This is a genomic window from Streptomyces sp. (genome assembly GCF_019510245.1).
In the GTDB taxonomy this organism is placed as follows: Bacteria; Actinomycetota; Actinomycetes; order Streptomycetales; family Streptomycetaceae; genus Streptomyces.
Genome location: NZ_JAEKKT010000197.1, coordinates 24548 through 38028, shown reverse-complemented (window position 1 = coordinate 38028; position 13481 = coordinate 24548). Strand labels below are relative to the sequence as shown.

At 69.1% G+C, this 13481-nt stretch carries 15 protein-coding genes and 3 pseudogenes; 13 read left to right on the top strand and 5 right to left on the bottom strand.

Annotated elements, in window-relative coordinates; all coding sequences use genetic code 11:
• The 5 genes and pseudogenes from JF597_RS39885 to JF597_RS39870 form a co-directional block, all read left to right on the top strand.
• On the top strand, positions 1 to 146 hold a 146-nt coding region (locus JF597_RS39885), incomplete at its 5' end, for a DUF1348 family protein (RefSeq protein ID WP_294008373.1).
• Between the two features lie 565 nt (positions 147 to 711).
• Positions 712 to 1122 (top strand): ATP-binding protein, encoded by a 411-nt coding sequence (locus tag JF597_RS39880; protein ID WP_294008370.1) that lies wholly within the window; start codon positions 712 to 714, stop codon positions 1120 to 1122.
• Between the two features lie 138 nt (positions 1123 to 1260).
• The gene (locus JF597_RS39875; RefSeq protein WP_294008372.1) at positions 1261 to 1836 is read left to right on the top strand and encodes a TetR/AcrR family transcriptional regulator; all 576 of its coding nucleotides are present in this window, start codon (positions 1261 to 1263) and stop codon (positions 1834 to 1836) included.
• Positions 1837 to 2256: 420 nt separating this feature from the next.
• A pseudogene (locus tag JF597_RS55780) lies at positions 2257 to 2409 on the top strand (ISL3 family transposase); the annotation flags it as partial.
• A 55-nt stretch (positions 2410 to 2464) separates the two neighbouring features.
• Positions 2465 to 2644 carry a hypothetical protein gene (locus JF597_RS39870; RefSeq protein WP_294008368.1) on the top strand — a complete coding sequence of 60 codons (180 nt, stop codon included), beginning with the start codon at positions 2465 to 2467 and terminating at the stop codon, positions 2642 to 2644.
• Between the two features lie 110 nt (positions 2645 to 2754).
• Here JF597_RS39870 and JF597_RS39865 read toward each other — a convergent pair whose 3' ends face one another.
• Positions 2755 to 3297 (bottom strand): SMI1/KNR4 family protein, encoded by a 543-nt coding sequence (locus tag JF597_RS39865; RefSeq protein WP_294008366.1) that lies wholly within the window; start codon positions 3295 to 3297, stop codon positions 2755 to 2757.
• A gap of 111 nt (positions 3298 to 3408) precedes the next feature.
• On the opposite strand from JF597_RS39865, the gene JF597_RS39860 reads away from it, so the two are divergent.
• The 6 genes and pseudogenes from JF597_RS39860 to JF597_RS39835 all read left to right on the top strand — a co-directional run bounded on the left by JF597_RS39860 (position 3409) and on the right by JF597_RS39835 (position 6965).
• Complete coding sequence (locus JF597_RS39860; RefSeq protein ID WP_294008364.1) at positions 3409 to 3600, top strand: hypothetical protein; 192 nt, start codon at positions 3409 to 3411, stop codon at positions 3598 to 3600.
• 473 nt (positions 3601 to 4073) lie between these two features.
• Positions 4074 to 4537 (top strand): annotated as a pseudogene (locus tag JF597_RS39855) (nuclear transport factor 2 family protein).
• Between the two features lie 479 nt (positions 4538 to 5016).
• Entirely contained in the window at positions 5017 to 5190 is a 174-nt protein-coding gene (locus tag JF597_RS39850) for a hypothetical protein (protein WP_294008362.1), read from the top strand.
• 18 nt (positions 5191 to 5208) lie between these two features.
• Entirely contained in the window at positions 5209 to 5427 is a 219-nt protein-coding gene (locus JF597_RS39845; protein ID WP_294008360.1) for a hypothetical protein, read from the top strand.
• A 108-nt stretch (positions 5428 to 5535) separates the two neighbouring features.
• Positions 5536 to 6483 (top strand): pyridoxamine 5'-phosphate oxidase family protein, encoded by a 948-nt coding sequence (locus JF597_RS39840; protein ID WP_294008358.1) that lies wholly within the window; start codon positions 5536 to 5538, stop codon positions 6481 to 6483.
• Between the two features lie 14 nt (positions 6484 to 6497).
• Positions 6498 to 6965: a nuclear transport factor 2 family protein gene (locus tag JF597_RS39835; RefSeq protein WP_294008356.1), complete on the top strand. Its 468-nt coding sequence runs from the start codon at positions 6498 to 6500 to the stop codon at positions 6963 to 6965.
• Positions 6966 to 7513: 548 nt separating this feature from the next.
• Here JF597_RS39835 and JF597_RS39830 read toward each other — a convergent pair.
• A pseudogene (locus JF597_RS39830) lies at positions 7514 to 7751 on the bottom strand (MFS transporter); the annotation flags it as partial.
• A 139-nt stretch (positions 7752 to 7890) separates the two neighbouring features.
• On the opposite strand from JF597_RS39830, the gene JF597_RS39825 reads away from it, so the two are divergent.
• The gene (locus tag JF597_RS39825; RefSeq protein ID WP_294008354.1) at positions 7891 to 9567 is read left to right on the top strand and encodes an acetolactate synthase large subunit; all 1677 of its coding nucleotides are present in this window, start codon (positions 7891 to 7893) and stop codon (positions 9565 to 9567) included.
• A gap of 188 nt (positions 9568 to 9755) precedes the next feature.
• Here the strand turns inward: JF597_RS39825 and cynS are convergent, their stop codons facing one another.
• Both cynS and JF597_RS39815 read right to left on the bottom strand, forming a co-directional pair.
• Entirely contained in the window at positions 9756 to 10226 is a 471-nt protein-coding gene (cynS, locus tag JF597_RS39820; protein ID WP_294008352.1) for a cyanase, read from the bottom strand.
• Between the two features lie 112 nt (positions 10227 to 10338).
• The gene (locus JF597_RS39815) at positions 10339 to 10947 is read right to left on the bottom strand and encodes a carbonic anhydrase (protein WP_294008350.1); all 609 of its coding nucleotides are present in this window, start codon (positions 10945 to 10947) and stop codon (positions 10339 to 10341) included.
• Between the two features lie 124 nt (positions 10948 to 11071).
• On the opposite strand from JF597_RS39815, the gene cynR reads away from it, so the two are divergent.
• A complete protein-coding gene (cynR, locus tag JF597_RS39810; RefSeq protein WP_294008348.1) occupies positions 11072 to 11980 on the top strand; it encodes a transcriptional regulator CynR in 909 nt (302 codons plus the stop codon).
• Positions 11981 to 12340: 360 nt separating this feature from the next.
• Here the strand turns inward: cynR and JF597_RS39805 are convergent, their stop codons facing one another.
• Positions 12341 to 13417 carry an alpha/beta hydrolase gene (locus tag JF597_RS39805; protein ID WP_294008346.1) on the bottom strand — a complete coding sequence of 359 codons (1077 nt, stop codon included), beginning with the start codon at positions 13415 to 13417 and terminating at the stop codon, positions 12341 to 12343.
• Positions 13418 to 13481: the final 64 nt, after the last annotated feature.

Here is a 13481-nt window from a genome sequence, read left to right as displayed (position 1 = left end):
ACTGGGAGTTCGACGACAACGGCCTGATGCACCACCGCTACGCCTGCATCAACGAACTTCCCATCAAGGAATCGGAGCGCAAGTTCCACTGGCCCCTCGGACGCCGCCCCGACGACCACCCCGGCCTGAGCGACCTCGGCCTCTGACCGGCCGCCCCCGCGCCGTGGATCCGGGCCCGACGCCGGATCCACGGCGCGGCCGTTCGTGCGTGAGGCTGTACCTGCGGCAGAGGCCGCCGCGTACCTGGAGGGCTTTGGGCTCAGGAGTCCCTCGCAGGCCCTGAAGATCCTCTCGCCTGCGGTGAGCGTGGGGCGCTGCTCCGGATTTCGGCAGTTCGGCGCATCCTCTTGCGCGGAGAACGGGCGTTCTATAAGCTGGTCTCACTTAATCAATAGAACGATCGTTCTCAGCTGGAGGCTCACGACACCGTCATCGCATGCCGGACGGATTGCCGGTTCGGCCGCCGCGAGTGCCGCAGGACCGCCGCCTGAGCCCTGACGTCGAACCAATCCAGGGCCGAGGGCAGAGAAGCTGCAGAACACGAGCCTGTTGATGCGGGCTCGGAAAGTTCAGGTGGGTGATCCCATGACTCTCTCGCACACCGCAATGCGACCCCCGCCGATGGCGCTGCCCCCGTCCGGCGAGCAGCCCCGGCCGGCCCCCGTGACCCCGGCGCTGGCCCATGCCCGTACGGGCATGCACCGGCACGGCATGATCGCCCTTCCCGCCGAGGAGTGCTGGGTACGCACTGCCCGCCACTTCGCCGCATCCCTGCTCACCCGATGGGACGTCGTCCCGGAGGATCAGGACTCCGTCCTGCTGATCGTCGGCGAGCTTGCGGGGAACGCGGCCCAGCACGGACGGGCCGACATGATCGTGAGCCTCGCGTTCGAAGGCCGCGCCGTGCGTATCGAGGTTGCCGGCTCCGGCGCCACGGCGCCCTCGCCACACCCTCGCTGCTCCGGTGCCCATGATGAGCACGGCCGCGGCGTGGGTATCGTCGAACTCCTGGCGGACTGGACCGAAACACTCGAGGAACGGGATCACCGGCGGGACCGCGCCGGCCTCCGCGTCGCCACCGCACCGGCTGAGCAGCCCCAGGCAGACCTTGCGCTCGCTTGAGCGGGCAGCGGGCAACACGCCCGGCCCTGATCCGGGCAGGCGCGTACGGCGACCGGCCGGCCCGCGCCCGGGAATATGCCGTGCGACCTGGTGGCTGTATCGTAGGAGAACGACCGTTTTCGAGAATGGGTGAGCGAAGTGGAACCCGAGACGACTGAGCAGCGGATCCTTGACGCCGCCGAGGAACTGTTCTACGGCCGAGGCATACAGGCGGTGGGAATGGATGCGATCCGCACCGCCTCCGGGGTGCCCCTCAAGCGCCTGTACCAGACCTTCCCTTCCAAGGACACCCTGGTCGAGGCGTACCTGAGGCGGCGGGACGCGAGGTGGCTCCGCGATCTTGCCCAGCACGTGGATGCCTACGACTCACCCGAGCAGCGGATTCTGGCGGTCTTCGACTGGCTGTTCCTCTGGTTCAGCGAGCAGGGGTTCCGCGGCTGCGGCTTCATCAACTCCTTCGGGGAGCTGGGGGCGACGTCCCAGACCGTGGCCGACATCGCGAAGGCCCACAAGGATGCCTTCCGGCGATATCTTGCCGATCTCGTGGCCGCCGCGGACGCGCCCGCGTGGCTGACCGACCAGCTCGTCCTCCTCGCCGAGGGCGCGATGACCACAGCGGCCATCTCCGGGTCTCCAGAGCCCGCCCGTCACGCCAAGGACGCCGCGCGCACCCTGCTGCGGGCCGCTCACGCGGACGTGGTCACCGCTGCCTGAGCACGCCGTCGCCTTCACTCGCAGCCCCGCTTCCGTTCCCTCCGGGCTGCCACCCAGTGAGCAGGCGCACGTGAGGCTGGTCCTCGGTGGGGGCTTCTGGCCCTGCCCGCGCCGGTCGTCCACCGAGCAGGACCCGCAGCTACCGGCCGGCGCGCGGATGACCATGCGACTGCGGGTCGCGGCCGAACGCCAGATACGCGACGCCGGGTTCCACCGCCGTCCAGGCCACCCGGGATCTGCACCTGTCCTGGCCGACCGGACGCATGCCTTCCGCGACCAGGCCCGTGAGGTCGTCGACGCACCTTTGCCCGAGGTCGACGCGCTGGGCATCGGTGAGACCCGCCGGGGCGAGCCGCGCTGGGAACAAGACCCTGACACCGGCAGACGGGCGGGGCACGCGATCGGTGGCACACCGGCTTCATCGACGCCCTCGGGGCGGGCGGGCTGCTGGGCCAGGTCGAGGACCGCAGCGTCGCCGACGTGCTGGCCTGGCCCGCCACCACCCCGCTGCCCTGGAGAAAGAGCATCACACACGTCGCCATCGACGTGTCCGCCACCTACCGCGCCGCGATCCGCACCGGCCTGCCGCACACCAGGGTCGTGATCGACCGCTTCCATGTGGTGCAGCATGCTCTCGGCGGCCCGGCGCCGCACCACTGCCGAGGTCCGCGGCCGACGCGGACGAGCCACCGATCGGGAGTGGTCGGCCCGCCGGCGCCTGCTGCGCAGCCGTGAGGACCTCACCGACGAGCAGTTCGCGACGATGTGGAACGCGCTCGGCGAGGGGCAGTCGGGCAGATCCTGCTGAGGACATGGATCGCTGGCTCCTCCCACGGAACGGACAGCAGATGTTCACCACTTCAGGAGGCACCGAGGATTCGAAGAGACCGCAACCTACGACTGTGCAGGACGGAGCGATCAGTCCCACCAATCGTGGCCGGTGTGCCAGTGCCGCACCCACTCCTCGAAGCCCCATGCCTGGTCGCCGGGGGCCGGGACGGCGCCGACATCGGCGATCATCCACACCTCGCCGCGGCGGGGACCGGTGGTCAGCAGAAGCCAGAACGACTGCCCGTCCTCGGACCCGAGAACAACCGACCCCTTGTTGAACGCGGCGTCGATCCGCGGGTCCTCGGCGCCGACACTCTCATCGTCCTCCCAACCCCAAGCTGCCTCCAGGGGGAACGGTTCCCCTGGCTGACGCAGGCCGAGGTCGGGCCACGTGTCGGGCAGCCAGCCGAGCGGCTGCAGACCGCCGTCACCGGCGGGACCCAGGCTCGATCCGTTGCTGACCTCCGCGATGAAGGTCCGGTACGGCTCCGGCAGGGCCACCCCGTTCTCCTGCTCCCAGTCCGCGACGGCTTCATGCCCGAGCGCCGGCTCGCGCCATTCCGGCGGAAAGACGGAGCGCAGGAAGTCGAGAGTGGTTTCGGCGGGACGCTGATCACGTGTGTCTGTCACGGCAGCATGCTGGCAGAAGGGGCTGACAGCCCATCGCAGCCGCCTCATCCCGGAGCCGCGCCGCCCAAGGCCGTGAATATCGAACAGGGTCGAAGGTGAACGCCTCCCGAAGTGGTGAACATCCCTGTCCGTTCTCACGAACAGAGCCAGATCGCCAAGGAGAACCTGCGCAGCCTCTTTGCTCTGGCCAGAACTGGCGCCGACCGGAACCAAGTCGGCCAGCCCCGCTGGAAGTTCCTGACATGGTGCGCGGATTCCGACGTCCCCGAGATGCGGCAGCTCGCCGTCACCGTCGACCGCTGATGGCCCGAGACCGCCGCATTCATCGACACCGGACAGCAACGCCAATGAGCGAAGGCATCACCCGTGTGATCAAGCTTGTCGCCTGCGCGGCGTTCGGCTTTCGCAATGCCGACAAACAACGGCTACGGACACGCTGCGTCACCGCTCGCCGGGTCCGCGGACACCTCCGCACCGCTCAACTCTGAAGAGCCGGTATGAGAACCCTCGTAGCAGTCGCCCATCGTGCCCGTCTAGGCAACCAGGGCCGAGGCCCGCCTGTTCGGTGAAGGCCCAGGACGAGAACTGGGCTGGACATCGTGGACGGATCGGAATCACGCAATCGAATGCAGCGGCTTGTGCGAGAACCAACGTTCTACTATCGTGGAGGGCACAGAGAACGCTCGTTCTCTGCCTGGTCGGCCGACTGCCGCGATGCGGTTGTCGTCGAGGGCGCCCACACTTGAGTGGGCCCGAGTGCAACCGAAGGAAGCGACATGAGTCACGAACCGCGCCCCCCGTTCCCGCCGTTCACCCGGGAGACCGCCATCCAGAAAGTCCGCCTGGCGGAAGACGGCTGGAACTCCCGCAACCCGGAAAAAGTCGCCCTCGCCTACACCCCGGACTCCTACTGGCGCAACCGCGCGGAGTTCGCCACCGGCTACGACGAGATCGTCGCCTTCCTCACCCGCAAGTGGAACCGAGAGCTGGACTACCGGCTCATCAAGGAACTGTGGGCCTTCGACGGCAACCGCATCGCCGTGCGCTTCGCCTACGAGTACCACGACGACTCGGGCAACTGGTTCCGTGCCTACACTGGGAGTTCGACGACAACGGCCTGATGCACCACCGCTACGCCTGCATCAACGAACTTCCCATCAAGGAATCGGAGCGCAAGTTCCACTGGCCCCTCGGACGCCGCCCCGACGACCACCCCGGCCTGAGCGACCTCGGGCTGTGACCCTCGCCGCCGCGACAGGTCCCAGGCCGGCCACCCGGTTGAGAGCCTGCCGGGTGGCCGTCGATCGGAGAGCGGACGCGGCGTGGTGCGTGCGCCCGCCAGAGGACAGGCCTGAGGGAGTGGGGCGAGCCCGTCCCCGTCCCTTCAGGCCCGCGCTCCGGCCCTCGCGGCGAAGCCTGTGGCCTCGGCCAACAGCGGGCCGTCGAGGCACGACAGCCCGGGCGGGCCAGTCGGTCGAAGCGCCTGAACCGCGCGGCCACTGAGCGCGTTGTTGCAGGGCTGCACGAGCAGGCAGCGGGAACCGAACCCACGATCAAACTCCAGGGCCCAAATAACCGACCCTCGAGCAGCGAGAACTGCTGTCCGCGCGCAGCGCCAGGAGCATCTGCCGCGCTGCTGCGACTAGCCTGCCCCGCGCGGCGCTTCGGAGGCCGGCGCGGACTCAGTACTCGCCGTGAGGCTCGAACGGCGACGGCGTCATGAACGCCATCGACTTCCGCCTCCCTTTTTTTGCACTCATACTGCTGCGGACCGCTCGCACGCAGACCGATATCCCGGCCGGGTTCACCGTCGCGCTCACTGCCTTCGGCGCCACTGCATTGCTCGCCGCCGCCCTCGCCGTCCCCCTCTTCCGCGCCGAACGGGCGCGCTGACCGCGTGCGGACGCGACCGTGGCGACTGTGCTCGCCGCCGTCGGCAGCTACGCCATCGCCCGCGGTCACGGCCGTGTCGACGACGGCGCCCTGCAGGCCGAGCGCGACGCGGGTGCCTCGGACGCCGAGGTCGGCGAGGTCGTCGGCCACCTGGCCCTGAACGTCCTGACGAACCACTTCAACCTCGCCAAGGTCCACAACGACTGGCCCGTGGTCACGCCGCGCTCCGCGGTCTGACCCGCACCCGCCCCGCCGGCCCGGCCCCACCCCCCGACCGGGGCCAGGCCGGCGGCCCCCTCGCCCGCCGGTCGGCGGCATCCCCGACCGCCCGTGGAAGGAAGAACGATGACAGACCCTGCGCGTAGCACCCCGGTGGGCTTCCACGAGGGCGAGCTGGCCGTCCAGCGTCAGGCAGGCGTAGCCAGGGACGCGGCACGGCTCTCCGGCATGCTGGCCCCCGCCCAGCTGCGCGGCGGCGTGGCCCGATTCCTGGCCGAGCGGACCTTCGCCGCGATCACCGCCCGCGCCATGGACGGCACGCTGTGGGTCTCCCCGCTCACCGGCCCTCCCGGGTTCCTCCACGTCGCCTCGTCGGCAGCCCTCGCCGTGCGGGCACTGCCCGCCGAAGGCGACCCACTGCATCACCTACCGGCGGCCCAGCAGGTCGGGCTGATCGTGGTCGAGTACGCCACCCGCAGACGCCTGCGGATCAACGGCACCCTCGCAGCCACCGGGAGCGACGGCCTGCGCATCGAAGTGGAGCAGGCATACGGCAACTGCCCCCAGTACATCCCGAGCCGGCAACTCCACGCCACGCCCGCGGGTATCCCTCGCGGGGAGCCGGTCCGGAGCGCCGACACCCTCGCCGCCAGCGACATCGGCCTGATCCGCCGGTCCGACACCTTCCTGATCGGCACCACCCACCCCGCCCGCGGCAACGACGCCTCACACCGCGGCGGTCCTCCCGGATTCGTCCGCGTCGAGGACGGACGACTGTGGTGGCCCGACTATTGGGGCAACAACATGTTCAACACCCTCGGTAATCTTCAGGCCGACCCCACCGCCGCCCTGCTCTTCTGCGACTTCACCACCGGCCGCACCCTGCACCTGTCCGGTCGGGCGGCCCTGGAATGGACCCGCACGGGCATCCCCGGCGACGACGACCGCACCGGCCGCCGCGTCCACTTCACCCCCCGCCGTCTCGTGGCCGGCCGCCTGCTGCCGCTCCAGGCCGACACAGTTACCGCAGCCCCCGACAACCCGCCGCTGACCGACCAGCCCACCGCACAATGAAGGACCGCCCCGCCATGACCGACAGCCGCCCGCTCTTCCCTCCGTTCGATATCGACAGCGCCCTCGCCCAGGTCCAAGCTGCCGAAGACGCCTGGAACACCCGCGACCCGCGTCAGGTCGCCCTCGCCTGCACCGAGGACTCCGCCTGGCGTAGCCGCGATGCCCTCGTCACCGGCCGCGAAGAGATCACCGAGTTCCTCACCGCCAAGTGGGAACACGAACTCGACTACGTCCTGCGCAAGAGCCTGTGGGGCTTCCGTGGCAACCGGATGGCCGTCCGCTTCCAGTACGAATGGCACAACGCCGAAGGCCAGTGGTTCCGCTCCTACGGCAACGAACTGTGGGAGTTCGCCGACAACGGTCTGATGCGCCGCCGCGAGGCCAGCATCAACGACCTGCCCATCAACGAGGAAGACCGCCGCTACTTCGGCCCCCGCCCCGACAGGGAGCGCGGCCCCGGGCACAACCTTCCCCTCGCCTGAAACCACCGCACGTCGCAAGATGCCCCTGACGGCGCCTGAGCGGGTCACAGCAATGAGTGAATGGCCATGACCCTCAGCTTTCGCACCATCGACGTAACTGGATACCGGGTGTCCTACCGGGAAACCGGTGAGCCTGGCGCACCGAAGCTGGCCCTCCTGGGCGGTTTCCCGTCCTCGTCGCACCGGTGACCAGGGACAAGCCCGCCTCACCCCGCTTCGCTTCAGCGAGCAGCCCCTCCAGCTGGCTTCGAGGACGTCGGCGTCTCTCCATTGCCGGAATCGGTTGTGGACGGTCGGCCAGGCACCGAACTCGCCCGTCATCTCCCGCCACTGCCGCCGTCCTTCACCGCCAGAGCAACCCCTCGAACCGCCGCGGTGACCGCTTGAGGTACAGGGGAACCTGCCGATCTGCAGGCAGCGCTCGGTGAGCTCCCATTCCAGGTCCGTACGGCGGCGACGGGAAGCCTGACGTGGTGCAGCTTGTGCCACAACGTACCTACCTCGGCGACGAGTTCGGCGATCCAATCGGCCAGGCCAACAGGGACATCCCGCCTGCCCAGGCGGTCCGCGAGCACGCCACCGACGACCGCGCCACGGCGCCGCCGACGCCGTAGACCGCGGGGCGAAACCGGCGAAGGATGCCAAGCAGCCCCGTTCCAGCGTCAGAGAGAGCGACAGGAGGACGACTACGAAGCCGCCGAGTCGGTTGACGAGCGCGGTGGTGGTCCACAGCCACCAGAACGCGCGCGGCAGCGCCGGCCTCGCGTCGGCCACCTCGCGCGCCATGCTTTGGGCGCCGGTGATCACGGTGTGAGGGACTCGGAGTGACCCCCGGCCAGCCGACGCGGCCCCCACGCGACTGCGGTGGGTCCGGATCCGGAGGGAGGGGTAGCTTGGATATGGACCCCGGCAAGGAAGGCGTGCCATGACCGGGCCCAGCGAATTCTCAGACCGAGATCGGCACAGCGCAGCGGAACTGCTGGTCCGCTGCCTGGAGAACGAAGGTGTCCGCGTCGTCTTCGGCCTTCCCGGCGAGGAGAACCTTCACCTGACCTTCGCCCTGGCGCGCTCCGGCATCCGATACATCCTGACCCGCCACGAACAGGCCGCCTCGTTCATGGCCGAAATGTACGGCCGGGTCACCGGTAGGGCCGGGGTCGTCTCGGCAACACTCGGCCCGGGAGCCATCAACCTTCAGCTCGGTGTCGCCGACGCCACGACCAACAGCACCCCCTTGGTTGCCCTGTCAGCGCAGGTCGGCCACAACCGCAACTACAAGGAAACCCACCAGTTCGTTGACCTGGTCAACATGTTCGCTCCCATCACCAAGTGGTCGGCCAGCGTCCCCAACGCCGGCGCGGTCCCCGAAATGCTGCGCCGCGCGTTCAAGACCGCCGAAACCGAGCGGCCCGGCGCGGTGTACCTGGCGGTACCCGAGGACGTCGACGCCGCGCCCGCCGCCGCCGAGCTGCAACCGCTGCCTCGCTACGTGGTGCGCGCCGAGGCGCCGTCGCCGGCCCAAGTCGCCCGCGCCGCAGCACTCCTGCACAACGCTCGCCACCCCATCGTGCTGGCCGGCCACGGCGCCACACGCAACGCCGCGGCCACATCGCTCACCGCTTTCGCCGGCTCCCTCGGACTACCAGTGGCAACCACCTTCCATGGCAAGGGAGTCATTGCCGACGACCTCATCAACTCCATGGGCTCGATCGGCTTCATGCGCCGCGACTACACCAACTTCGGTTTCGACGCGGCCGACCTGATCATCGCCGTCGGCTATGAACTGCAGGAGTTCGACCCCGCCCGGATCAACCCCCAACGCGACAAGAAAATCATCCACGTGCACCGCATCCCCGCTGAGGTCGACGCGCACTACTCGATCGACCTTGGCATCATCGGCGACATCTCGCAGTCCCTGGACGCGCTGTCGGCCGCCGTCTCCGACCGCTTCCGCGGGCCGGCCCCGGCCAGGTGCCGCGAAATGGTGCAAGCCGAGCTGGATCGCGGACGTGCCGACAGCCGGTACCCGCTCGCACCGCAGCGCATCGTTACCGACACCCGCGCCGCTCTGGGTCGCGACGATGTCGTACTCGTCGACACCGGCGCCCTGAAGATGTGGATGGCGCGGCTGTACCACACGTACGCGCCCAACACCTGCCTCATCTCCAACGGCCTGTCCGCAATGGGCTTCGCACTGCCCGGAGCGCTCGCCGTGGCCCTGGCCGAACCGGACGTCAAGGTGCTGGCCGCGGTCGGCGACGGTTCGTTCCTCATGCACTCCCAGGAGATCGAAACTGCCGTCCGCGAGGCCATCCCGCTTACCGTGCTGATCTGGGAGGACAACGGCTACGGGCTCATCGAGTGGAAGATGGACCTGACGCTCGGCGAACACGACGCCACCGCCTTCGGCAATCCCGACATCGTCCGCTACGCGGAGAGCTTCGGAGCCACGGGATATCGGATTGCCGCCGCGGAGGAACTGCTTCCCACGCTGCGAACAGCACTGGACGACCCCGGAGTCTCCATCATCGCCTGCCCCGTCGACTACAGCGAGAACCTCAGGCTCACCGCCCGCCTCGGCCAACTGGACGCCGCACTCTGACGTCGTTCTGACTGATCCCGTGGCCCAGGTGAGCGCAAGGCCCCGCCGCCCCACCGCGACCCCATGTCGTGCTGGGAGTGCGGGAGGCGGCGGGGCCTCGTAGTGGTGGCCCTGGTCGCCCGAAGCGAATCGGCGTGCCGGCCCGAGCGCCTTATCGGCAGCGGCCGCCGGCACGGCGGACGGCTGGGTCAGAAGGGCTTGGTGGGCAGGTACTTGCCGTCCAGGGTGATCACCGCGCGCTCGCCACCCTCGGGGTCGGCGACCTTCTTGACGTCGAGCTTGAAGTTGATCGCGCTGATGATGCCGTCACCGAACTGCTCGTGGACCAGGGCCTTGAGCGTGGTGCCGTAGATCTGGACGATCTCGTAGAACCGGTAGATCGTCGGGTCGGTCGGGACGCCGCCGGGAATGGAGCCCCGGGTCGGGATGGCCTGCAGCAGTACGGCCGCCTCCTCTTCCAGCTCCAGCAGCTCGGCGACCGCCCTGGCGGCGGCCTCCGGCAGCGGATGCTGACCCAGCAGCGCGGCGGTGGTGAAGGCGACCGACAGGCCGCTGGCGTCGGCGATCTCCTGCCAGGTCAGGTCCTTGCGCGTCTTGGCCTCGACAACCACAGCGGCCAGGGCCTGCCGGGCGGCAGGGTCGAACTGAGCGTGCACCATGAGGGTGTTCCTTTCCAACATGCCGGCCCGCACTACAGCGAGCTCAGCGGAGTCATACGGTCGGGGGATCAGGCCGTCGGACGGGCGGCCTGGACGAAAGGGCCAGGGCAGCTCAGGCCGCGAGGGCGGCGGAGCAACCCGTGACCGGGTCGAGCTGGTCGACCGCGCCGGTGGGGATGTCGTAGACCCAGCCGCGCAGCGTGAGGGTCTTCGCCGCCAGTGCCCGGACGACGCTGGGGTGCGTCGCCAGGTTTGCCAGCTGAGCGATCACGTTGTTCCGTACCAGGACACTCACCTTGTCCTCGCCGGGCTCGGCACAGGCCGTACGGACCCGGGAGGCCTCCGCGTGCCGCAGCCAGTGGGCGACGGCCGGCAGGGCGGCGAGGTCGTGGTCTTCCGCCAGGGCGGTCATCGCGCCGCAGGCGGAATGCCCGCAGACGACGACGTCGGAGACGCCCAGGACGGCGACGGCGTACTCGATGCTCGCCGCGATCCCATCAGCGTTCGGGGTGTAGGCGGGCACCAGGTTTCCGGCCGTCCGGATGACGAACAGCTCGCCCGGCTCGCTCTGTGTGATCAGCTCCGGTATGACGCGGGCGTCGGAGCAGCTGATGAACAGGCTGCTGGGCCGGTGCGTGGTGGCCAGGTGCTGAAAGTGGGCCGCCTGGGCGGGGAAGACGCCCCGCTGGAAATGTGCGACTCCCTCGGCGAGGTCTTGCATGATCACTCCTTTCGGCCAGTGCCCGACTGGTGCGGGTTGACGAAATCCACCATGCATGAACTGTGCTTATAGAGTCCAAGACGCCCTGAATATAAGATCTATTGGTCTCATCTATAGTGATGTCATGGGCTTCGAACTCCGTCATCTGCGCTATCTGCTCGCCGTCGCCGAACAAGGCAGCTTCACCCGCGCCGCCGAAGTCCTGCACATCTCCCAGCCGACCCTGTCCCAGCAGATCAAACAGATGGAACGCGTGATGGGCACGCAGTTGCTGGACCGTACGGGTCGTGCCGTGCGCCTCACCGACGCCGGCGAGACCTACGTCCACTACGCCCGTCGCGCCCTGCAGGAACTCGCCGCTGCCGAACGAGCCGTCCACGACGTGGCCGACCTCTCCCGCGGCAGCTTGCGCCTGGCGGTCACCCCCACCTTCACCGCCTACCTCATCGGCCCCCTCACCGGACAGTTCCACGTCCGACATCCCGACATCACCCTGAGCATTAGGGAGATGACACAGGACCGCATCGAGTCCGCCCTCCTTGCCGATGACCTCGACCTCGGGATCGCCTTTCGCGGTGCCCACCTGCCCGGCATCACCACGGACGACTTGTTCACCGAAGCCCTCAGCCTCGTCGTCGGCACCCACCACCCCCACGCCGACCGGACAGACCCGCTACCCGTGCGAGAACTGGAAGACCGCCCCCTGGCCCTGCTCAGCAGCGACTTCGCCACCCGCAGGCACATCGACACCTACTTCGATCAGCACCGCACCACACCGCGGATCGCGATGGAAGCCAACTCGGTCAATGCCGTCACCGAAATGATCCAGCGCACCCCTCTGGCATCTGTGCTGCCCGAGGCCATCGCCCGGGATCACCCGCATCTGCGTGCCGTCCCCCTCGACCCGCCCCTGCCCGAGCGCACTGTCACCCTGCTCTGTCGCTCGGGCTCCTACCAAAGCGCTGCCGCCCGGGCTTTCACCCACCTCACCCGACAATGGGTCGCCTCCAGCGGATACTCCTCCTCCCCGTAGGGTCGCGGAGGCAGCGGGCGGTGGCCCATGGCGCAGGGACGCCGTCGGTCGAGCCACAGGCCGAGCCCTAAAACTCTCCCTTCGTACGGCACGCCCCGGCTTGAGGGAGGGCCGTGGATACGTGTGGCCACCGGGACATCTGATAGGCGAATGCCGCCTGATGCTTCTCTGGGTCTTTGGGCCCGCGGGCGGGCTGCGGACCACGTTCCACTGGCTCTGCAGTCCGGCTGCGGCTGGGCGAAGGCCGCGTCCGTGGCGGCACCCTCCCGTGCGCCGGCAGGGGTCGGGCTGATCCTCACGCTCCCCGCCGCGGGCTCGGGCACGGCGGCGCTGCCGGAGCCGGTCGCTTTGGAGCGGGGGTCAGGAGCCGCTGTGAAGGCCGGTGTAGAGGAAGTGGTTGGCCTGGTCGACGGCTGTCTTGGCGGCGTTGGTGTGGGCGAGGGCGTTGAGCATGGCGAAGTCGTGGATGGCGCCCTGGTAGCGGACGGTGGCGATGTCGTTGCCGGCGGCGCGGAGCTTGGCGGCGTACGCCTCGCCCTCGTCGCGCAGGACGTCGGCCTCGTCGGTGATGACCAGGGCCTTGGGCAGGGCCTTGAGCTGGTTGAGACTCGCGCGCAGTGGCGAGGCGAGGATCTGCTTGCGGTCCTTGGCGTTGGGGGCGTAGGCGTCCCAGAACCACTTCATGGCCTTGCGGGTCAGCCAGGGTCCGTCGGCGAACTCCCGGTAGGAGGCCGTGTTGAAGTTGGCATCGGTGACCGGGTAGAAGAGCACCTGCTCGCGCAGGGCAGGGCCGCGGCGCTGCTTGGCCATGAGGGTGACGGCGGCGGTCATGTTGCCGCCGACACTGTCGCCGGCGACGGCGATCCGGGAGCCGTCGACGTTGATCTCGTCACCGTGCTCGGCGACCCACTTGGTGGCCGCGTACGCCTGCTCGATGGCGATGGGGTAACGCGCCTCGGGCGAGGGCGTGTAGTCGACGAAGATGACCGCAGCGCGGGCGCCGTTGGCGATCTGCCGCACCAGCCGGTCGTGGGTGTTCTCGTTGCCGAGGACCCAGCCGCCGCCATGGAAGTACATGACGGCCGGGAGCTTGCCGCTCACTCCGGCGGGACGGACGATCCGGATGGTCACCTCGCCGGTGGGTCCCACCTTGAGGGTGCGGTGGCTGATGTCCGCCGGGAGCTTGTCCGCAGGGCCGGCCTGTGCGCTGTCGAGTGCCTTGCGGGCGTCGCCGTAGGACAGGGTGTAGATGGGCGGGTTCTTCGCGGCCGCGTCAGCGAACGCCTGGGCGTCCTTTTCCAGCACCGGGGCGGTTGTGGTGGCGGACGGTGCAGCGGGTGAGGCCGACGCGTGGGCGGTGATGGTCACCCCGGCGATGAGGGCGGCTGCTGCGGCGACGGCGATCTTGCGGTTGATTCGGACAGGTGCGGTGCGCATGGGGAACTCCTGGTGCGCGGCGCAGGGCGCACGCCACGCGGGTACGGAGGCGGGACCCGGGCGG

Coding starts and splice junctions, on each gene's coding strand:
- JF597_RS39880 (WP_294008370.1), top strand. CDS start 712: ATGATCGCCCTTCCCGCCGAGGAGTGCTGGGTACGCACTGCCCGCCAC.
- JF597_RS39870 (WP_294008368.1), top strand. CDS start 2,465: ATGCTCTCGGCGGCCCGGCGCCGCACCACTGCCGAGGTCCGCGGCCGA.
- JF597_RS39850 (WP_294008362.1), top strand. CDS start 5,017: ATGAACGCCATCGACTTCCGCCTCCCTTTTTTTGCACTCATACTGCTG.
- JF597_RS39840 (WP_294008358.1), top strand. CDS start 5,536: ATGACAGACCCTGCGCGTAGCACCCCGGTGGGCTTCCACGAGGGCGAG.
- JF597_RS39835 (WP_294008356.1), top strand. CDS start 6,498: ATGACCGACAGCCGCCCGCTCTTCCCTCCGTTCGATATCGACAGCGCC.
- JF597_RS39825 (WP_294008354.1), top strand. CDS start 7,891: ATGACCGGGCCCAGCGAATTCTCAGACCGAGATCGGCACAGCGCAGCG.
- cynS (WP_294008352.1), bottom strand. CDS start 10,226: ATGGTGCACGCTCAGTTCGACCCTGCCGCCCGGCAGGCCCTGGCCGCT.
- JF597_RS39815 (WP_294008350.1), bottom strand. CDS start 10,947: ATGCAAGACCTCGCCGAGGGAGTCGCACATTTCCAGCGGGGCGTCTTC.
- cynR (WP_294008348.1), top strand. CDS start 11,072: ATGGGCTTCGAACTCCGTCATCTGCGCTATCTGCTCGCCGTCGCCGAA.
- JF597_RS39805 (WP_294008346.1), bottom strand. CDS start 13,417: ATGCGCACCGCACCTGTCCGAATCAACCGCAAGATCGCCGTCGCCGCA.